General features: G+C 42.8%; 10 protein-coding genes and 1 pseudogene. 8 read left to right on the plus strand and 3 right to left on the minus strand.

Annotated elements, in window-relative coordinates:
• Positions 1-84: 84 nt before the first annotated feature.
• Complete coding sequence (locus G4Y78_RS28340) at positions 85-2,064, minus strand: pilin (protein ID WP_163836287.1); 1,980 nt, start codon at positions 2,062-2,064, stop codon at positions 85-87.
• 516 nt (positions 2,065-2,580) lie between these two features.
• On the minus strand, positions 2,581-3,858 hold the full coding sequence (locus tag G4Y78_RS28345; RefSeq protein WP_230425664.1) for a YjiH family protein: 1,278 nt from the start codon (positions 3,856-3,858) through the stop codon (positions 2,581-2,583).
• A gap of 627 nt (positions 3,859-4,485) precedes the next feature.
• Here G4Y78_RS28345 and G4Y78_RS28350 point away from each other — a divergent pair.
• Positions 4,486-5,187, plus strand: coding sequence for a glutathione S-transferase family protein (locus G4Y78_RS28350; protein ID WP_163836289.1), 702 nt, complete (start codon positions 4,486-4,488; stop codon positions 5,185-5,187).
• Positions 5,188-6,082: 895 nt separating this feature from the next.
• On the opposite strand, the gene G4Y78_RS28355 is transcribed toward G4Y78_RS28350, so the two are convergent.
• Positions 6,083-6,442, minus strand: a complete 360-nt coding sequence (locus G4Y78_RS28355) for an aminoacyl-tRNA hydrolase (RefSeq protein WP_163836290.1) — start codon at positions 6,440-6,442, stop codon at positions 6,083-6,085.
• Positions 6,443-6,701: 259 nt separating this feature from the next.
• Here G4Y78_RS28355 and G4Y78_RS31900 point away from each other — a divergent pair.
• From G4Y78_RS31900 to G4Y78_RS28395, 7 genes and pseudogenes are all read left to right on the plus strand, one after another.
• Positions 6,702-7,768: pseudogene (locus G4Y78_RS31900) on the plus strand (IS4 family transposase).
• 1,117 nt (positions 7,769-8,885) lie between these two features.
• On the plus strand, positions 8,886-9,770 hold the full coding sequence (locus G4Y78_RS28370) for an MBL fold metallo-hydrolase (protein WP_163836292.1): 885 nt from the start codon (positions 8,886-8,888) through the stop codon (positions 9,768-9,770).
• Between the two features lie 26 nt (positions 9,771-9,796).
• The gene (locus G4Y78_RS28375) at positions 9,797-10,168 is read left to right on the plus strand and encodes a VOC family protein (RefSeq protein ID WP_163836293.1); all 372 of its coding nucleotides are present in this window, start codon (positions 9,797-9,799) and stop codon (positions 10,166-10,168) included.
• A 17-nt stretch (positions 10,169-10,185) separates the two neighbouring features.
• Positions 10,186-13,212, plus strand: a complete 3,027-nt coding sequence (locus tag G4Y78_RS28380) for an amino acid adenylation domain-containing protein (RefSeq protein WP_163836294.1) — start codon at positions 10,186-10,188, stop codon at positions 13,210-13,212.
• Positions 13,178-14,224 (plus strand): TauD/TfdA family dioxygenase, encoded by a 1,047-nt coding sequence (locus G4Y78_RS28385; protein ID WP_163836295.1) that lies wholly within the window; start codon positions 13,178-13,180, stop codon positions 14,222-14,224. Before G4Y78_RS28380 ends, G4Y78_RS28385 begins: the two co-directional genes overlap by 35 nt.
• Positions 14,225-14,245: 21 nt before the next feature.
• The gene (locus G4Y78_RS28390) at positions 14,246-15,268 is read left to right on the plus strand and encodes a TauD/TfdA family dioxygenase (protein ID WP_163836296.1); all 1,023 of its coding nucleotides are present in this window, start codon (positions 14,246-14,248) and stop codon (positions 15,266-15,268) included.
• Entirely contained in the window at positions 15,269-21,682 is a 6,414-nt protein-coding gene (locus tag G4Y78_RS28395; RefSeq protein ID WP_163836297.1) for an FkbM family methyltransferase, read from the plus strand. It begins immediately after the preceding gene.
• Positions 21,683-21,822 lie beyond the last annotated feature (140 nt).

The following is a 21,822-nucleotide window of genomic DNA, read 5'->3' on the forward strand; positions in this document are numbered from 1 at the left end:
CAATAACGCAAGCAAAAGAAAACATATTATATTTCAGTATGATAATAAATAAAGATATAAAAAAATGGGCTGTAGCCCATTATTTTATCGGCAAGCTGTAGGCAAGTATTTACTTTCTATATCTGCTCCGGAACATTCCCAGATTAATTGACCTGTTGATTTTTCATATTGTGTTGTCAGGTTTATAGAGAATCCATGTAGCTTGTGATTCATTTTCTCTCCTCCAAGATTAATGGCAATATTACCATCATTTACTTCAATGGAAGTAATATAGTCAGAACGATAATCAATTGCTGGTAATATATTACCAGTGCCATTTGTTATTTGATCTATAGGAGTTCCCTTATCAATTTGTCGGCGAATTTCCTGTTGAATTGGTTGAGCAGCAATGTATGCATTCATGACTTGAGCGCGAACTGTATAATCCTGATAAGCAGGAATTGCCACTGCTGCTAGAATACCTATCATAGCAACAGAGTTATAATCACTTACATAAAGTAAATCGAGCATACTTTGTTCAAAAAGAAACTCTAATGCCAGATAATTTTCATTAAAATCTAGGTTAACACCTAAGCTACCCTTGTCGGCAAAACTAAGTTGGCCTGCATGAGGTAATGAGAAAATATCTACTTGTGCATCACTAATATCTGCCAGCATGTTGATTAATTGTAAATATACATGGTAGGAGGTCCGAGATAATTTTAATTTTGAAGTTGAATATCCTAAAAATGCACTAGAAAGATCGTGCTTCTGAGACTTAGTTAACCACTCACCAATACTGGTGATATCTTTTCTACTAATACGCTCAACTAATGGTTGAGGTACTGCAGAGATAATCATGTATCCATTATCTTCAATCCAATAATAGTGACTTTTTATTTGAACACTGATTTGTTTTAGCAAAGGAGAGTCTTTAGTTATACTCTCAGTAATGTCACCAAAGCTCATAAAGGGTGGGGTAAAGGGAGTTGTAATATGTTTAATGGTCAATCCATTCTTTTTATATTCTTGATAGTTTAACCACTCTTTTTGTTGTGCATTACTGATTAGTTGTTTGAATTGTTCTGGTTTGCTTAGCCGAATAGCAACAAAGTCACTTACTGCATCAGAAAAATAGATAACTTCTGGACCAAATATTGAAAGCAGTTGTTCGATTGAATAACCAGACAGTTTTTTAAATTCTTCCTTGGCTTTGAAATATCCTGGTGAGGAGCCTTTCATCATCGTCGCAGTTGCTTCAATTTGTCTGTATTGTGCTTCTGTGGGTAAGGATAAAATACCAATAGAGTCGATCTCACCTCTAGCTGAAAGATCAAAACTATTTTTAACACTAGGTAAATAAGCTCTAAAACCAGCCACTGGCATTTCTGCAATGATTTTCAAGCGTGTTTTATCAGTGCTTGTTCCGTAGCCAAATGCCAACGAATTGACTGAATCAAAACCAGACATTTTTAAAACAGTTAGTTGTTCTGGTTTCATAGTTTTTAGTGCAATAGGCAAAATAAGCTTGGCGTTAATATATCCGAATAAGCCTTTTCCACTTGAATCTGTTTTTGCTTCCACTGCATACATTGGGTGATCTTTAACGGGAACTAAACTATTTAAAATATTTTTTAGCTTTTCAGGTTGTGCCCCCATTGCTGCAACTAATTGAAAACGACCAGTTTGTGCATTGAATTGAAACTGACCATTTACACCCATTGGCGCAAACTGTATGCTGCCGTTTCCTTCTGCATTAATTTTGTCAATTATTTGAAGCATTGGCTGTTGTTGTAATAATTGGGTAAAGCTTGCTTCAAAATCTGAAACTTGTTTGAAATCAAGTTTAGTAGCAACTACCACATAAGGCATCATTGTATTGTCAGGATTATTTAATACTGCAGCTTCAAATGGGCCATTAATATGTTTAATTAATAATGAAGCAATTGGTTTAACAGCATCTTCCATTTTATCTATGAGGTTTTGATACAGACCTTGCTGAATAGCTTTGAGCTGGGCTACATGTTGCTCGTTACCTTGGGCATATTTGAAGCCACTTTCTACGTTGGCAAATAAAAACCACACATTTGGTACTCTTAAATAAGCTAGAGTATCCACAGGTAACTGGGTTCTTAACCAGCTTTTGTCTGTAAAGTTGGCCATCTTAAGCTGAACTTTCTCAGGAGCAGCCTTGGGCTTATCAGGGGTTTGTTTATCGCTGTCGGAACAACCACTCAGTATAGAAACACATATAAGTAAAGTGGCTAGATAGTGACGCATAATAATCTCTTTCATCATTTAGTGATTTCTCAACACTTTGATTAACTCAAAGAACTCATTGAATTATAGCGGGAGGAATCATACTTGATGGAAGTAATAAGATAAATCAGTTGTACCCTCAGTATGTGGTAAATATATAAAATATTGGGTATAGATAAATTGTGATGAAAATATAGGCTGGATAAAGCTTTTAAGTAATTTAGTAACTAGAGTGAAATAATTAAACTGTAGATAGTGAGGTGAAATAAATTTTATATTTATTTGGTATTATGGGTATTAAAGTCAGGCCTTAAATATTTAGGCCTGACTTTGTAGGCTATTTTAGAAAATAATATGTGCTACTCCTGCAATGACTGGTAGTGTTACCAAGGTTCTTAACAGGAACACTACAAATAGCTCCCATATAGTAACTGGTATACGACTGGCTAATAATAATGCACCAACTTCTGATAGGTATATCAACTGAGTGACTGACATTGCTGCAACGACAAATCGTGTCATGTCATTTTCAATAGAAGCAGCCAATATTGATGGAAGAAACATATCAGCAAAACCAACAACTACAGTTTTGGATGCTGCAACGGCTTCAGGTATTTGTAGCAGTTCTAAATAGGGTAGAAACGGTTTTCCTAACCATTCGAATACTGGTGTATGCTCTGCAACAACCAGTGCTAAGGTGCCAACAGCCATTATTACTGGTAACAAGCCAAACACTAAGCTAATAACATTATTCAAGCCATCAGTGAATACTTTTTTGAAGCTTGTAACTGAATTAGCTTTTTGTAAAGCCTGTTCGAATCCCCAAGATATCACTGTATATCCTTCAGGGACTACAGCTTCATTTTTACTCTTCTCGCTACCATCAATATAGTGATCTTTTTTCCAGCTTAATGGAGGTAAACGAGGTACAATAATGGCTGCAACAAAGCCAGCCAAACACACCGTTAAATAAAATTGTAGAAACAGGTGCTCTAATTTAACTTGGGCAATAACAATTAAGCTAAAAGAAATCGAAACAGCGGAAAAAGTGGTTGCAATAACCGTTGCTTCACGCTGGGTGTAATGATTATTTTCATACTGTTGATTGGTTAATAAAATACCGACAGTGCCATCCCCCAACCATGAAGTCATACAGTCAATTGCTGAGCGTCCTGGTAACTTAAAAAGTGGTTTCATAACTACAGTTAATAAAGTGCCAAGCAGTTCTAATAGCCCAAAATTGACTAATAGTGGAAGTAATAGCCCTGCAAATATAAAGACAGATAATAATGTTGGTAGTAAATCATTTAACACCAGGCCGCCAGTGGCATCACTATACACAACATCTGAGCCTGTCTTTAAAAAAGTAAGAAGAATAAAAATAGCCCCTAAAACTCGTATAGTCAGCCAAAACCATGACTCATTAAATAATGCATTTAAAAAAGGGTGCTGTGTAATCAGAACAGGTTTTAAGGTTTGTGTAATGAGGCTTAAGCCGGCGGATAAAACTACTAAACAAGTCAGCACCAAAGAAGCATTGTCACCAAGAGCAGTTTTTATATTTTTTGCCAAAATAGCAACAGGAATAGTAAGGCTGTCCTGATAAGCAACTGGTGTCATAAATAATAAGATCCCTATTAAAGAGGGGATCACAAAAACCAATATATTTCTTAAATTGAATAGCTCACTTCTTGATAATACTTGCTCTTGCATGCAAAATTCTCTTATATTCTTTCAGCTATACTGACAGTAATTGGTACTTACCTATCTTTCACGCTTATTGTAAAGCTTTCCAGAATGCACACTTAGCCTATTACTTTCTGAAAAGCGACCTCCTTTTTAGATACTGACTTGCCCAAGTCAAGTGGAGCATCTATACCATAGCGTTTTCTGGCAAAGGCATTCTAGATGTTTTAGTTTGGCAAATCTACACGGTTGGATTTCAGCCTTTCAGGCAGTTTTACTCCATGTTTATTCCTCAGCACACTTTCACTACGCTTTGCTTTAAGAGAGAGGTGCCTGGAATATACAAGAGCTACTTGAAAGGTTAAATATTGTTCAGATAGTTTGAGTTTTGTTCTTTGAACAGTCTTACTTACAGTGGGTTGCGAGTAGTTACTATAACCGATTAATTGTGCGTGTTTACTTACTGACTAAAATAAAGCACTACTGACATACTGTTGTCAGTAGCTGTGTCCTATAGTTTCATCATTGATGAATCTTATGGAATAAACTAGGGGGTAGCAAATGGTCAAATTATATGGTTTTGGCAGTGGATTTGGGGTTGCAGACCCAAGCCCGTTTGTATTGAAAGTTGATGCTTATTTGAGGATGTCTGGTATTAAATATGAGACAGTATCAAGCATGGCAAATTTGCAGAAAGCCCCAAAAGGTAAACTACCTTTTATTGAAGATGATGGAAAGGTTGTTGGTGACTCTTACTTTATTATTGAATATTTAGCGGAAAAATATCAGTCAAAACTAGATCAGTGGCTATCAGATGAACAAAGAGCCATAGCTCATTTGGTGGCAAAATCATTAGATGAAAATTTTTACTGGTGTATCGTGTACTCTCGTTGGATGTGTGATGACACCTGGCCGATTATCAAAAAAGCATTTTTTAATTCAATGCTGTTTCCTGTTAAACAAGTCATGCCAACCATACTTCGTAATGGAGTAAAAAAGTCACTAGAAAAACAAGGGCTAGGAAGGCACTCAAATGATGAAATTAAGAAAATATTTTCACACTCACTACAAAGTTTATCAGTAATGCTAGGTGAGAAACCCTATTTTTTAGGCGATAAACCCTGCTCGCTAGATGCCAGTGCCTATGCTTTTTTAGCTGAATGTATTTTAGTTGAAATCGATAATGATTTTAATAAACAAGCACGAAGTTTTGAAAATCTGGTGAGTTATTGTAAGCGGATACAGGGTGAGTTTTATAAATAATGATGGAGACTGATTAATGTACTAATAGTTGTATGGAAAAATAGCTTAGGTATACTAATTTAGTTTTTGAAGATAAGGACCAACTATCTGAGAGAGTCAGATAGTTGGTAAATCAATAACTATTTATTTACCATAGTTGTAGATTGACAATAAAGTATCATACTTTGAGTTTTGTAAGTCATTGATTTTATTAGGGAGTAGTTTAAGCATTTCCAGTAAAGTATCATACTTTTGTTGCCTTTCATTTGGTTTTTGTGGTTTTCCTGAACAATAAAGTATCATACTTTCATATATTTCCTATAAAAATCAGTTAGATATAATGACTTAAGAATTATAAAAATTTCATAAGTCACACTCATGGCCTATGAGGGTAATTCTTTGTAGTTCTTCTCATTGTGTTTGTTTGATTATTAATCAAATACTAGGTGTGGAGAATAGTGCTTCTATTGTATAAAAACTATTCTTTTGTTGTTGTCGCTGCTTGATAGATTGAATATTAGTCAATGCTTCGTTTTGTATGCAATTTAATCATGTTTATTGGCTGTTGTGTGGCTGACTGATTTTTGAAAGTCTATTTTAACTGGTAATATGGTGATTTTGTTTATTTCAATGATGCTTTTAATAATCGGAGTTGCCCATTTAAGTTACCTATTTTATTATCCAAGTGCTCGATTTACATTCGTAACTGAGCATTTTCTTTCAATGTAGCTTACAACTATTGTAATTTCGCTTGGGCATTTTGTAGTTCTTTAACTTGCAGCTCATGTTCTATCGACAGTGCATCGAAAGCATTTATGAGGTCTTCCTCCAGTTGTGACAACGCTTTGGCCCTCCATCTCTGTACTACAGGATGTATGCGACTCGTTGTATATATACTCAAAAATTTGACTGCCTATTATTTATAAACCCTAAGTCGTTTAATTGTATTGTTATTCACAGCAGTTGGAAAAATTACTATGCCCGTTTGAGTATTAGCTTCTACAAAGTTATACCCTGAATCAACAATGTCGTAGCAATAGAAGCCGTTATTTACTAGCTTTTCCTTTAAATGGGTTAATTTTTCAAGTGATTTAACCTCTAATACAATTTTTCGTCTATCACCCTGTTTGGGATCTAGCCAGGAATTGAATGAAGCTTGATCAGTAATTTGATGCTGCCATATCAAGTCTGTACCATGCCCTATTTGTACAGCAAGTTTGGCTGAATTAAGCTCTAAATCACTACGTATAACAAAATAAGCTTTTGGGCTATCCATAAAAATTACTCAAGGTAAGCTACAAATTTTGATTGTTGAACTATAACTATTATATATTTTTTAGCTAAACCAATCTAATAGTAGGTATGATGAATATCTCGAAAGCTTGGAACGTGTTTTAAAAATCAAAAAATGTATAACTCACCTAAGTACAGGACAAAATAGCATTTTATTGAGATAAATCAATCGGTTAGAGGTGAGTTGATCCCTCCTTGTCATTACAAATCAGGTCACCAAACCATCAAGAATTGTACAACAAATGAGAGAGATCAACTCACTGGCCAAAGAGCTTAAAGGGGTTTTTGGCTGGCATCAAGCCCGAGTAGTACTACTTGCTCAATTTATAATTGCATTGCTGAAAGTTCGCTCGACGAACCTGACTCAAGTAGCACACGTTTTTTATGGAACGGCCTTACCTGCATCCAATTATAAACGGCTTCAGCGATTTTTAAGAGAGTTTACGCTGGACTATGATCAATGCGCTCGAGTGTTAGCTAAGTGGTTTTGCCCTGAGGATGCTTGGGTACTTTGTTTGGACCGGACTAATTGGCAATTCGGTTCATTGAAAATTAACTTTATGGTGCTTGCCGTTGCGCACAAAGGACTAGCAATCCCTTTATTTTGGGTATTATTACCAAAAAAAGGAAATTCCAATACAGACGAGCGAAAAGCTTTAATCAATCGCTTTTTGTATGTATTTGATACTAAAAAACAGCCTATTTAACAGCTGATAGAGAATTCAAAGGTAAGGACTGGCTGCAGTTTTTGGTTGATGAGGAGATTCCATTTTGTGTGAGAATTCCCAACAATACTCAGGTGTGGAATAAACACCGAAATCAACAATTTCCTGTTAGTCGAATGTTTGGTTTGCAACAAGGTGAACAAATGAGCTTAAACAAACAGCGAGAGATTTGGGGAATTCCTGTTTATTTATCCTGCATGATGGGTAAGCAAGGGCGTGTTATCGTTGCTACTAACGATCAGCCAAAAACAGCTATCGAGCGCTACTCCATAAGATGGTCGATTGAAACGTTATTTGGCTGCTTAAAAAGCCGAGGATTCAATTTAGAAGCGACTCACCTAAAGCATTATGAGCGACTAGATAAGCTATTTTTTGTATTGGCATTAGCATTTGGCTGGTGCTTCACTTTAGGCATTTGGCAAAATACACTTAAGCCTATCAAGCTAAAAAAGCATGGCCGGAAGTCCAAAAGCCTATTTCGTATCGGAATCGACTACTTACATCGGCTATTAGTTGAAGGAAGAACTAAAATACAGCAGTTTCATTATTGTTTAAAAGTTATCCTTTTGCTATTACGACTTTGAGTGCTATCAGAAGTTAGCTCTAGAGATTAAATATTAGTCAATACTATGCTTTGTATGCAATTTAATCATATTGAATAGTTGTTCTATAGCTGCCTCCTTTGATTAAATAAAGCACTATTTTCTGATACAAACAAAATTTGACCATCTGTCTTATAGTAACTGTTACTATAAGACAGATGAAAATCAATATTATTCGCGTTAATTACTGATTGGATACATTTAATTACAAATATCATACATAAAAACCATCATTTTTTACGAATTAATCACATGAAACTCTTATTGCCACTAAAACTAAAACTAAATCATAAGCATAAAGTCTTATATGAGCATATTTTTTAAGTGTGGTATTCTCTAATTAGTTTCTAAAGTAAATACTTGCAGATTTGTATCAATTGTGTAAAATACGTCAAGTTAAGTATTCATGTGCTAATCCTGTAGGTATCGTTAGATTTTTAGTCAATAGCTCGGCTCATATACGGGTGGGAATGTTATTCTCTTAAGTGAAAATTAATTTTTATGTACTAGTAATTGAGCTTATTGTGTCTAAAAAGCGTTCTTTTGCTTTTTAAAATTCAGTCTTACTCTATTATATTTGAAAACAAAGAGCGATAGATAAAAAGTTATATTTTTAATTATATATGTTTTCGAGGTGCTGGTGCCATTAAGTTTTGTTTAGGCGTGGATGAAATGTTATTACATGATTTTGTTGGGTGTTGAAATAAATTAAATAATGCTTTTGTTTTATACTATCTTACCGGATTAATATGGTGGAGTTCTTGCTGCCTTTTTGGTTTGATCTATTTGTAATATTTTGAATTCTAAATTTACCTTATTTTGTTAAAATGTGCGATTCATTGTTATTTGTGTGAAAAACTAATAAATAAAGTTCAGTATGTAGCAAGGAAAAATAAATAACCAAAAAAATCAGGTCAAAGTTAATTGGCTTTGAAAAATTCTTGCAATGGTTAAGAGAAAAAGTTGTTTCTCAAAAGTAGATGAGATGTATGACTCGATTACTGAGTTTTATTAATCATTATGAATTTGGGTTAAATATCTGAGCAGGTCTAATTTTTAATTGTACCTATTATCAGCTACACAGAAAGTAAGGTGTTTAATGAGAATTTTATCTATCATTGTATTGGCTTTATCGTTGGCAATAACGACTGCTCTTGCTGAACAGCAGTTGGTTGCAGATACCGAAATCGAAAAAATTGAAAACGGATTATACCATTTTCGCGACAGTGGCTATTCCAGTTTGATTGTAATAGGCAAAGATTCTGTTTTGGTTACTGATCCGGGCTTCAATGAACGTGCCATACGGATGAGATCAGAAATATCCAAACTGACAGCTTCGCCCGTTCGTTATGTAGCACTAACGCATGAACACTATGACCATGTTGGCGGAACCAGGATATTTGGAGAAGCCAAAGTTGCTTGCGCGTCTGGTTGTTCGGATTTCTTTAAAATGTCAGCCTTGATGGATGTTCCAGAAGTCAGCTTATCTTTTGATGATGAGCTGCGTCTTGATGTAGGTGGAGTTTTGGTCCGCATGGTGCATGTGGCGCCGGGAGATGGAATGGGAACTGCTTTCATCCATGTGCCAACAGAAGGTGTGATCTTTTCCGCGGATATGTATATGCCCCGCGAGTTTACTTTTGCGAAGTTTAAAGAGGGTACTAACTATGTTGGTGCCCTCTTGAACCTTGAGGCTATGGCTGCGCTGAAACCCCGTTACGCGATTACTGCCCATGCTCCTGGTAATACGGTGAAAAGCTTGCGTGAGAATGCAAAGATGTACCGCAAGCTGCATGACCTTGTCTTGACTGAGTATCAAAAGGTTATGGACAAGAAGTCCGGTGCGGTTAAACCGGGTATTCCGTTGTTGTTTGAACTGCCAAATGTGATCCGCATGGATGAATACAAGGACTGGAAGAATTATGACAAATATTTCCCAGCCTATGTACGCAGAATGGCATTTTCAATCTTTCACGGGTGGTAGTTTACCACTAACTCGGAATCAAGCTCATGTATGAAATTAGTGCAGTTCAAATTAATGTCCATGATATGGACGAGGCCCTTGACTTTTATTGCGGCAAACTCGGGTTCGAAGAAGATTTGAAGGATCACTACCCTCAGGTGGTGACTCTGAAGAATGAAGGCTTTTTTCTTTTGCTCACGCGTGTTGAGGAGAAAGCAGAGCTACATTATCCGGTTCAGTCGCAGACCCTGATCAATTTTAGGGTTCGTGAGAATCTTGAGAATCTCGTGGATAAACTTAAGAGTAATGGGGTTAAGTTCCTCAATTCCAAACCGGAACCGTGCCCAGTAGGAGTTTACATTCCCTTCAAAGATCCCAGCGGCAACGTACATGAATTTGTTGAGTTTCGGGAAGGCTAACAGGAGGAAGTGTTGGGATGTTGAAAGAGCTGACATTGTATTCACGGCACGGTGGTCTATTACTTCATGAAAGATTTTTCCGGCTCTGTGAGAGTGAGGTAGTGCTTGGAAAAACAGCGCTCCATAGCCAGGGGAGTGACTATACCTATAGTGATTTGCTGGCGCGTGTTGAGCAGATCGCTGGTAGCCTTGAGGCTAGGGGGGTAGGGCATGGTGACCTGGTTGCGCTGAGGGCTGAACGGAGTTTCGATGCTGTAGCAGCGATATATGCGATTATGTCACTGGGAGCTGTCTATCTCCCTATTGACCGCAAGCTACCGGAAGATCGTGTCCGTTATATGTTCGATATTTCCGAGTGCCGATGGCTTTTGACAGATCAGCCTGTGGTTATGGAAAATGTTGATGTACTTGATCTCCGGTGGTGCGATGGCCCCCAGAGGTCTTGTAGCTTCGATGAAATATCCCCAGATGACCTAGCCTATGTCATCTTTACCTCAGGATCTACAGGGCGTCCAAAAGGGGTTATGATCACCCACGGCAGTTCTTCGGCACTGATTGGTTGGGTATTGGAACGATTCAGTACTTCGGATATGGCTTGTGTATTGGGAGCCACGTCCTTTTCTTTTGATATCTCAATTCTTGAACTGTTCGGCCCCCTTGCCTGTGGTGGAAGTCTATGCCTTGTGAACTCGATTATCGATCTGGCGGACAACCCGTGTAGAGAAAAGATCAGCTTGATCAATACTGTGCCTTCTGCTATGTCCGCGATGTTGACCGTAGCGGGCCTACCTAGCTCGGTCCGTGCCTGCATCTTTGTTGGAGAGCCGCTTTACGGTGGACTTTCGTACCAGGTTTATGAGCAGGGTGTGGATCGGGTTTTCAATTTATATGGCCCCACGGAAGATACTGTTTACTCAACTGAATACCTGGTGGCCCGTGATGTCGGAGAGGATGTGCCAATTGGCAGGCCCCTACCAGGAACTGACTTTGCTATTTTGGATGAACAGCTAGAGCCTGTTCAGGAAGGGGAGCCAGGAGAACTCTGCCTCTTCGGTATAGGCCTAGCCAAAGGCTATTTCAACCAACCAGATTTGACTGCACAGCGTTTTCTGCCATGCCCATCTGGAAGGCGTTCTGGGCAGGTCATGTACAGAACTGGGGATCGAGTCAGACAGCTTCCAGATGGTAATCTGCATTATGTCGGACGATTGGATGATCAGATCAAACTACATGGACATCGCATTGAACTAATGGAAGTCGCATCTGTAATCGGTGCGGTGCCTGGTGTTTCTCAGGCAAGTGTACAAGTTAAGGATTTGAGCCGTAAACGAGATGGCTCACGCAAGGGGCTTGTCGCCTACTATACATGGGCCAGCGAGAATCATAGTTTGGCTGAAGCTGTAGGTATGATAAAGGCTCAGGTTGCCAGCCATTTACCTAGTTACATGCATCCGCTGCATTATTTGCATATGGAGGTCTTCCCACTTACAAACAGTGGTAAATTGGACAAGAATAAGCTTCCAAACCCAGTGGTATCTGCTGATGATGACAAGTCAGACGATCCAGTGAGCTCCATGTTTCAAGAGGTTCTTGGTAGCTTTGATATTCCAGAAAATGAAACTCTGTTTGACCTTGGTGGGGTGTCATTGGATCTTGTTCGGATTGTTGCGGAGCTTAGGCGTATTTCCGGCAGGGTAATCATGTTGAAAGACGCATTTGGTGTGCCCACGATTAGAGGCCTGAGGAAGTTGTTATCCCAAGCAAGCCCGGAAAACGCCGTTGAAAGCATACCGGATGAGCCATCAGTCTTGGCAGCTCAGAGCCAGATGTGGTTATCAATGCAGATGGCGGACGAACCGGCAGCCTATCGGTTGTTTGCTAAGGTATGCGCCAAAGGAGTGAGTGCTGAATCACTTGAAAATGCTTTCCGGCAAGTCATTCAGCATCATATTGCACTTCACACAGAAATTACCCTTGATGGGGCTGGTTTGATACGCCGGCCCATTTCCAAGATTGGCCAAGCTGTGAGCCGCACTGATGATGTGGGGAATATTGACGATGGTCATTACACCCACTGGCTTGACCTGCATATGAAAGCTGGCTGTCCTTTAACGGTGATCATTGCCCAGGATGAGGGGAGTGCCAAGGCGTTGGTGATCGCGGATCATACGTCTTTTGATCATTGGTCGCTGGGTGTTCTGGAAAAACACCTAGACCTCGTATTATCTGGAGAACCGCTGCCTGTGGAAAAGAGGGGGCAGAGATCTCCCTTGGTTCCGACCAGGGATGATTGTTTCATACTCCGCAATTCTGAAAGCCTAGCGAACTCGGAACCTGTCCAGTTTCAGCCTGATTATAGTGCTGGCATGTCTGAAGTGAGCGAGTCTTCGCTTGTGGTTGGTAAGCCTCTGGCAGCCACTGTGATTGATACTGTTAAAAGGATTGCGTCTGCCGTTGGTATCAGTCAGGTGGGGGTAATGCTTAGCGCCTTTGCGGACGTGGTCAGTCAGCGTACTGGCGCAACCTGCTTTTCTGTCGGGGTTGCTTTGGCAGATCGATATCCAGGTAACTATGAAGTGATCGACTGCCGAGTTAATACGTTGCCAATAGTAGTATGCGTCGATGGTGAAGTTTCCCAGATCGATCGACTTAAAGGGCTGGGAAGCTCTCTGTTTGACCTTGTCGCTTACAGCCACCTTGGGATTAAGCCAATCTTAGAAAGGGCTAGGGCTTTGCGGGGTGAGCCTAAGATGACGCCCTTCTCTATTGCGTTCGGAGCTCACAATGCGCGTGGATCGACTAAGCAGTGTCAGGTCGAAGCCAGTTTTCTGCCGAACCCAACATCTAGGCTGGATCTAACTCTTTGGATTGATGAGCAGCCAAATGGATATGTCGCGGTCTGGAATGGAAAGTCGGGCATATTCTCTGAAAAAGCGTTAGAGAGCTGGCATCAAGCATTTATTACCAGGTTGAAAGTTATATCTCATTTGACTGAAGTGGAATTGAGAAATGGCAGTATTAGACATGAATGCATTCCAGCGTGACAAACCTTTGCACCCTGTGCGTCTAGTCGTTAGGAAAGAGGATGCAGCAGGTTCTTCGTCGGCATTTCCCCTCACTATAGAGGCGCCACATGGAGAGAAAGATCTTTCTGCTTTTATCAGATCCAGGCAAGTTCATTTAATACAGGAGCTGAACCGTTTTGGTAGCATTCTGTTTCGTGGATTTTATGTGGCCAGTGCGACTAATTTCTCTGATGCAATTTCGGAAATTGATCCAGATATTCTTAGGTATACAGAACGTTCATCTCCTCGGCATGCGGTTGCTGAACGTGTCTATACATCGACGGATCATCCGCAGGACCAGGATATCAAGCTCCACAGCGAGCAGTCCTACACACTGGACTGGCCCTGCCTGATTTGTTTTTTCTGTGACATCAAGGCGGATAAGGGTGGGAACACACCAATTGCAGATAACCGGAGGATTTCCCAACATCTATCTCAGAGGCTGCGGAAGAAATTTGAAAAGTATGGTGTCCTTTATCAGCGGAACTACACCCCTGGTTTGGGAGTGAGCTGGGAAACTGCCTTTCAGACGACAAAAAAAGCCGAGGTGGAGGCATTTTGTTTCGAGCGTGGAATTGAGTTCGACTGGTTAACGGAAAACCATCTGCGCACCCGCCAACGCAGGTCAGCGTTCCAGCATCATCCCAATACAGGGGAGTTGATCTGGTTTAATCACGCACTGTTTTTCCATGTTACCAGCCTGGGTGAGGATCTTTCGCGTGCTCTGATTGAGGCAGTCGGACTGGAGTCTGTTCCGACCAATACTTTTTTTGGCAATGGTGAACCGTTCTCTGAGAAAGATCTATTGGAAATGAGGCTTGCAGTCTCCCGTGAAAAGGTGTCGTTTGATTGGCAGATGGGTGATGTTCTGGTTCTGGACAATATGATTTGTCAGCATGGACGGGATCCTTTCGAGGGACAACGCAGTATCCTCACATTGATGGCCAAACCATACTCCAGCCAGGACAAATTTGGTCCGATCATACGGTAAATTCTGAAAAAAACCAAAGCCATGCAAATTGACCAGTTTAAAAAAACTCCCATAAAGCCACGCCCGGCTCAACCTGCAGTTATAGACAAAAACAAATACATTGATGCATCTACAGGTTTTGTTTCTATTGTAGAGGCACCTGATCAGGATATGGTTTTGTCAGACTATATCCAGTCACAAGCCAGTGAATTGAACAAGCTATTACTAGAGACGGGAGGCATTTTGTTCAGGGGATTCCCTGTGCGAAAGGCACTTGATTTCCAGGCAGCTGTTAACGCATTTGGAAACCCCACTCTCCCATATTTTGAGAGAGCAGCTGTTCGAAAAGAAGTCGTGACAGGGGTTTTCACTTCAACAGAGTTCTCACCAACAGTCTGGGTGGATCTACATCATGAAATGTCCTTCGCAAGATGCATACCCGCTCAGATCTTTTTTTATGCAGATACGATTGCAGAAACCGGTGGAGAGACTCCTGTTGCAGATGAATACCGCTCTACTGCAATGATTGATGAGGCTGTTAAACGCGAGTTTCTGAAGAGAGGGCTACGTTATACACGAAACTTCAGACCTGATGTAGATATGGATTGGCGCTCTGCTTTCCAAACTGACGATCGGGAAAAAGTTGCGGAATATTGCAGAGAAAACGCCATTGAATGGCGATGGTTGGGAGAAGAACACCTTCAAACCATTCAACAGCAAGCAGCCTTCGTCCGTGACCCGCAAACAAGTGAGCTGTTGTTTTGCAATCACGCTCATATATTCCATCCTGCGGCTATGCCGACACCTTTAAGGGAGGCGCTAACGGAAACCTATGGAGCTGGGAACCTGCCTCGGAATGTCACTTTTGGTGACGGTGCCACCATACCAGACGAAACGATCCTGCATCTTCGGGAAGTCTACCAGAAGAGCACTCTCTTGTTCCCCTGGCTATCAGGGGATGTACTGCTTTTGAACAATATTCGCTGCCTACATGGTCGGGCTCCTTTCACAGGTTCTAGGACAACGTTGGTCAGCATGACTGGTTTGATTGAGAGGAATATATAAATGATCACTAATGAACTTCAGAACCAGACGCATGCGGTGGTTGAAGGTTTCCCCCTGTCACCTGTACAGGCAGGTGCACTAGCCGCTTACCAGGATCGGCATCGTGACAATGTGTGGATTGAATGTGCATGGGATTCACCAGCTTCTGTTCAGGAGGTGCGCACCAGACTGGAGGAAGCGGTCAGTGCACATGGAATTTTTTCCGTTCGCATTCATATTGAGCAATTTTCTGGGGAAAGTCTTCAAGTGCTTGGTGAAGGGCAGATTAGAATTGAACTGGTGGAAGACCGGGATATTTTTGACAACCTTCTTTCACAACGGTTTGAGCTGACAGGTGTCGAGACACTCAGAGTTGCAATGTTGGTTAATGCTGATGGTTTGATCCGTCTGGGACTCTCTGCACCTCCCTATATTACTGATATTGATGGCCTATTGCGTTGCTTGGGAAAAGACCTTCCCACTGAGGAGCTTATGTTCCAGCATTTTTCAGAATGGTGTCTTGAGCAAAGCGGCAGTGGAATGCCTCCGAGCATCGCAAGCAGTTTAGTTTCCTTCAGGCCAGCCTTAGGCAACCCTGAAGCATATCGCACCAGCCAAGTAGCCAAAATAATAACTAGTGATCAGCTCCTTTCAGATATACAAGTTGTGTCAGCTACTTACTCAGTCCTTATGCCAGTTCTGGAAAAGAGTCCGAATGGTCATCAGTGCATCACAGTTTCAGCTGATGGCCGCTTTTTTGAGGATTTTGGCGTTATGGCAGGGCCTTTTAGGGTTGCTGTCCCTCTGTTGCTGGAAGCTAAGCAAGAAATAGGTGTCAATGACCTTACTGGAAGGGTCAAAAAGATTCTGGCGGAAAATACTACCAAGATACAGATATCTGGAATGGTCCATACCAAACCACAGCCCTGCTTGGTAACTTCTGTTTCCTGCCCCGCAACTCATGAAGTTTTCGAAGATGCCAGTATCAAGCTGGAAACAGGCGAACAGGCGGAGCTCTCCATTCTGATCACTCAGACTTCGAATAGCCGCAACATTCAGGTGGCTTCGACACTTGCTGATGTGGACGATGCTGGCCTGGAAGCTCTTGTACGAGCTATTGCTGATGCCTTGGGGCAAATGGAAGATTCTTCTTGCAGTTTTAACCTTGCACAACTGATTGGCTGCGACCGCCCAGACTTTCCGGCTGTTGCGTCAACACGTAAAACCATCATCGACCTATTCAGGGAAACCATCAGTCATATTCCGGAAGAGGTTGCCTTTATAACGGATGAATACAGGTATCATTTTTGGGAGCTGGACCAGGAATCGGAGGCGCTGGCGGCACGTCTCGCTAAAGAGCATGCCCCCGGTAGTAGGATTATGATTTTTGCGGACCGGTCCTTTGACGCTATGGTTTCCATGTTTGGAGTCTTGAAAGCAGGAATGGTTTGCGTTCCAGTTATGCAAGAATATCCTGACAGAAGGATTCTTGACATCCACCGCCTGTCTGGCGCAATGGGTGCGGTAGCAGAGCCGTCAGAACTGGAACGCGCACGGCGTTTAACCGGTGGAAAGGTTCTGGCCGCCCGGGGGCATGCCCCCCAGCAGAAAGGAGAATTGGTACAGGCATCTTATGATGCGGAAAGTTGCGCTTATATTCTTTTCACTTCAGGATCAACCGGCCATCCCAAGGGTGTGGCGGTGACTCATGCATCCGTCAGTAACCTTCTAAATGCCTTGAAAAACCGGATTTATGCAGGAGCCACAGGGATTTTGCGTATGTCAGTCAATGCCCCGCTTGCGTTTGATGCTTCCATGAAACAGTTTTTCCAGGCTGCAATAGGTAGAACGATTGTTCCGATTCCGGCTGATGTCCGTCGTGATCCAGAGTCCATGATTGAGTACGTGGAAAGGATGGAAATCGAAGCTCTAGATGTCACGCCAACGATTCTCAAGGCCATGATCGCAGCCGGCTTCGGTCCAGATAAATGCGCGATGCCTCGCTGGATTTTGGTCGGTGGTGAAGCTATGGACCAGGAGCTATGGGATATCGCACGTGCCTGGCAGGATTGTGAGGTCTGGAATGTCTACGGCCCAACGGAAGCCACGGTGAACACACTGGTCGCCCGAGTAAAAGACTTCTCGGTACCAACCCTAGGCTATCCGCTTGAGAATATCCATGTGGCCTGCGTCGATGAAAATGGTCTTGAAGTTCCTGTCGGCGCCACTGGGGAGCTGATAATCAGCGGAGCCGGCATTGCTCAAGGATATGTCGGTGCATCGGAATCCGAGCAGGTGCGCTTTTCCAGGTCTGGAAGCGGTGCAGCCACTTATTTATCTGGAGACCTAGTGCGAAAACAATCCAATGGTAGCTACGCATTCGTCAGCCGATGTGATGATCAAGTGAAAATTGCAGGTCAGCGTATGGAACTCGGTGAGGTTAAATCCTGCCTTGTTGAGATGCCAGAAGTTAGCGATGCAGCTGTTATTATCGACAAAAGGATGGATGGAGCCCCCCGCCTGGTGGCAGCGGTCGTCACCTTGAACAGTGGCATCCAGTTAGAGGAAAAAGATGACTATTTGGTTGTTGATCTGCCGACTGGACACAAGGTGGCCAGTGTTAACGTGAACGAGACCAACTATCAGTTTAAGGAGATTTTCGAAGACCGGATCTATACCAGTCCTGATATAAGATATCCAAAGGATGCCGTTGTGTTCGATGTGGGGGCGAATATCGGCATGTTCAGTATGTTTGTGGCACAGAATGTTCCCCATGCGAAGATCTTCGCTTTTGAACCACTAGCCCCGATTCGAAAACGTCTTGAAAGCAATGTGACTCGTTATGTGCCTAATGCGAAGGTGCTTCCCTATGGGCTGTCAGACCATAAGGGGGAGGTGGAGTTCACCTACTATCCTGGCTATTCGATGATGTCTAGCCGCTCCGATGATGCGGATGCCGCTATGGAGAAATCCGTCATCCGAACGTATCTGTCTAATGCGGCTGATGGTGGTGACGAGTCGGCTGCCATGCTCCATGATAACCTCGAAAAAGTGCTTGAAGGGCGTTTCGACGCAGAAACGCATGCCTGTCAATTGAGGACACTATCCTCAGTGATTGATGAACTGGAGTTGGAGTATATCGATATTCTGAAAATCGATGTTCAACGTGCCGAGCTGGATGTTCTCAAGGGGATCGAGGCACGTCATTTCAGCAAAATTCGATGTGTGTCCCTCGAGATTCATGATGACCCAAAGGGCAAGACCTCAGGTAGGGTTAAAGAGGTTTCTGATCTTTTGGAAGGTGCAGGCTTTATCGTTAAGACCTCTCAGGATGAATATCTAATAGGCACTGACCGCTGGAACTGTGTTGCCTACCGTCCTGTAGGAGCTGAAAGAGATACCCGGGAATATGTGGAGATTCCTATCACACAAGGCAAAGTGGATGTACCTCTAAATACTCAGGAGATTAGAGACCGGTTGGCCAAAAAGTTACCCGCCTATATGATTCCGGACACAGTGCTTACTGTTGAGGCACTTCCTATGACTGCACAGGGTAAGCTGGATAAGTGTGCCTTGTTGGATCTCGCGGATAGGGAAGAAAGCCATCCTTTGGCGATGTCTGGAGACAACCCAGTATTGTCAGGCCAGCCTGCTGTCATGAATGACAAGGTGGGCTCTAGGTTGTTCGTGGTTCACAATATGCTTGAGGTCTGGCGAGAAGTACTGCGCAGGCCTGGTCTGGGAGAAGATGATGACTTCTTCCACAATGGCGGAGATTCAATTCGTGCGATCTTGATGCAGTCAAAGCTGCGTAAACTGGGAATTGAGATCAGTTTGAGGGACTTGAACGCCAATCCGACGGTAACCACCCTGGCGGATATTGTCGCCGAGCCTGCTTCGGAGCAGAGTAACCTAGCTTTGCAGGAAGAAGAGGACCAGGCCATAGCCAGTTTGCTGGAGATTTGGCGTATGATTTTGCGTAAACCTGATCTTGGGGAGGAGGACGACTTTTTCCACAATGGTGGGGATTCAATCCGAGCAATCCTGATGCAGTCCGAAGCACGGAAAGCAGGTATTTCCATCAGTCTACGTGAGTTGAACAACCAGCCAACCGTTGCCGGTTTGTTGGCCACTTCAAAAGGTGCCGTTAAATCGGCACTTGAAGCGACTTCCGCCAAGGTTCCTGAAAATTCATCAGGAGGCATTGAATGGGCCAGGAAGCCTGGAAATGCAAGTTCTTGGGTGGCATCAGGGATGCAGCGGATGATGTTGACTGCTTCCATGATCCGGAATGACCCCCAAGTTTACCATAATGCGACTGTCACACCTGTATTGGTGCGATACCGTCATGAATGTTTTGCAGATGTTCTTAGAGCGCTTCGCAGGGCGCATCCAATCCTAAAATCACGCTTGGTGTTTAATGAAGCTGGCATGTCGTTTGAGATTGATCCAGCTCTGGAAAATGCTGGCTTTGAATATCATGACTTGACAGAGGTTGAATTTGAAAAGGCCAACCAGATCATTCAGGAGGCGGTGTATGAGGAACGTTCGACACCATTCAACCCCCATAAAGGGGATTTGGTCAGGTTCCAGGTGTTTGAACGCGCTGTCGATCGGTTTGATATCCTGGTTGCAGAGCATCACGCTGCATTGGATGGCCTCAGTCTGAATGCGATGATCACGGAACTTGTCCGTCGATATATGGGGCAGCCGGTTGAGACTTCGGACGATATTGCGGTGTTCGAAGCCTTGGCCAGTGATGAGACTGCGGCTGGTAAGTCCAATGACAGTCGCTGTTTCTGGCAGAAAATGTTTGTTGGAAAAACGTCTTCAGAACCTGTTGTACCTGTCAGGTCGGTCAGTGACACAACGGATATGCATCAGGTAGATGTGTTGTCCTCTGCTGAGGCGTATGATGCCATCGGTCCCTATTCCCGTCATCTTGGGGTCTCTACAAAGGCTTTGCTTTTCGGGCTGCATGCAAGCGCTATGTCCGTAGCATTGGGCAATCGGCCATCCAGCCTTGGTTGCGTATATTCACTGCGGCCTGAAGTAGAAGGGTCTGAACTAGCAATTGGGATGTTTTTGAATGTCTTGCCAGTCCCTCTATCGGAATCAGGAGATTTTGTAGTCGATGCAAGGGCATTTGATGCTTTTGATCGCCAAGTCTTCACTCACAAAGCAATATCACATGAGCAATTGTCCCATTGGATAGGTGACCATGCGGAGATCGATAGTATATTCAACTTTATCCAGTTCAATAAGCCAGATGAAAGTAATGGCGATTATCACCAAGTGGAAAACCGCTACTTCGCTGTGGATGCAATGATGCCTATTGCGGTTGATTGGGATTTATCTGGCAACAGACTGACAGTTGGTTTTCAATATGATGCCTGCAAATTGGATTCTACAATTGCGAAGCGAATAGGTGACGAGATTAAAAACTCCGTCGATCAGTTGCTGAAAGCTAATGTGAGCAATACCAATGACTTGATTGCGGCCCAGGTCCTGAAGCATGTTTCCAAAATTGGTGAATGTAGGGCAGAACCTACGGATTGGCTTTGTGATTTGGGATTTTCCTCCTTGCAGAGGGTCCGGCTGGCTGGTGCTTTGATGGAGCAAATGTCCTGCAGGTTTGCACTGCCGGAATTTGTGATGCTGGAAACCGTGGAGGCGATTATTGAATATTGCCAGGTCTATCTCACCTTGCGCCATGTGGGCTTCAATGAGTTGACTACTGAGCGTGTAGATAAACCATCCGCGCGCGTAATTGGGTTCCAACAGGTTGGTGTAGCTCCGTCAGTCCTGGATCCGTGGTGCGATCTGTTGCCCAAGGATGTGGCGCTACATGGTCTGCGTTATCCGGACTTTGATAATCTTCCTGATATCCCATTCCAGGTTCTGATTCAGGCACTAGCTAAGGCGTTGCATCCCCTGGCGGACGTGCCGTTAGTATTTGTAGGAAGTTGCTTCGGGGCTGTTCTGGCCTATGAAACTGCACGGCTGCTGCAAATCGAACCCGTTGCGATGATTGTGATCGGGTCCGGTGCTCCCAACCCAGATGGTCCTGCACCAGGCTATCATTTGTTGAGTGACCAGGAGCTAAAGGATGAATTGCGCAGACTAAAAAGCATGCCAGAGCATTTCCTGGATAATAATGAAATTCTAGCCCCTGTCTGCAAAGCTCTGCGAGGTATGTCAAAACTGGCAACCAGTTATGAAAGTGAGCTGAAACCATTGAAGGTGTGCCAGGTTGTATCGATCTGGCCTACTGACGATATTACCGTTTCTAAAGAAGGCATGGAAGAATGGCTGACATTGACTAAGGGTGAGTTCACCAGCTTGGAAATTGCTGGTGAGCATGCGGTTCTGATAGATGATCCAAAGGTGGTTTTTGACCGTTCCGGCATAAGGAGTTATCTAGAGCTGAGCTGACCTGCAGCGCCCTTTATGGATATTTTTTGGCTAGCCACCAGATAAGCAGGGTGGCTGCCTCTGGAAAAAGTTTGATTTGGTGAATGATTTGTGTACCCATTTTTAACGACAAGTACACAGCTGGGTAAATAGTTCATAAG

The sequence above is a fragment of the Spartinivicinus ruber genome, assembly GCF_011009015.1.
Lineage (GTDB): Bacteria > Pseudomonadota > Gammaproteobacteria > Pseudomonadales > Zooshikellaceae > Spartinivicinus > Spartinivicinus ruber.

What these genes read in the sequence shown, in the direction of transcription:
- G4Y78_RS28345 (WP_230425664.1), bottom strand. Translation starts at nt 3,858, where the DNA reads ATGACACCAGTTGCTTATCAGGACAGCCTTACTATTCCTGTTGCTATT.
- G4Y78_RS28350 (WP_163836289.1), top strand. Translation starts at nt 4,486, where the DNA reads ATGGTCAAATTATATGGTTTTGGCAGTGGATTTGGGGTTGCAGACCCA.
- G4Y78_RS28355 (WP_163836290.1), bottom strand. Translation starts at nt 6,442, where the DNA reads ATGGATAGCCCAAAAGCTTATTTTGTTATACGTAGTGATTTAGAGCTT.
- G4Y78_RS28370 (WP_163836292.1), top strand. Translation starts at nt 8,886, where the DNA reads ATGAGAATTTTATCTATCATTGTATTGGCTTTATCGTTGGCAATAACG.
- G4Y78_RS28375 (WP_163836293.1), top strand. Translation starts at nt 9,797, where the DNA reads ATGTATGAAATTAGTGCAGTTCAAATTAATGTCCATGATATGGACGAG.
- G4Y78_RS28380 (WP_163836294.1), top strand. Translation starts at nt 10,186, where the DNA reads ATGTTGAAAGAGCTGACATTGTATTCACGGCACGGTGGTCTATTACTT.
- G4Y78_RS28385 (WP_163836295.1), top strand. Translation starts at nt 13,178, where the DNA reads ATGGCAGTATTAGACATGAATGCATTCCAGCGTGACAAACCTTTGCAC.
- G4Y78_RS28390 (WP_163836296.1), top strand. Translation starts at nt 14,246, where the DNA reads ATGCAAATTGACCAGTTTAAAAAAACTCCCATAAAGCCACGCCCGGCT.
- G4Y78_RS28395 (WP_163836297.1), top strand. Translation starts at nt 15,269, where the DNA reads ATGATCACTAATGAACTTCAGAACCAGACGCATGCGGTGGTTGAAGGT.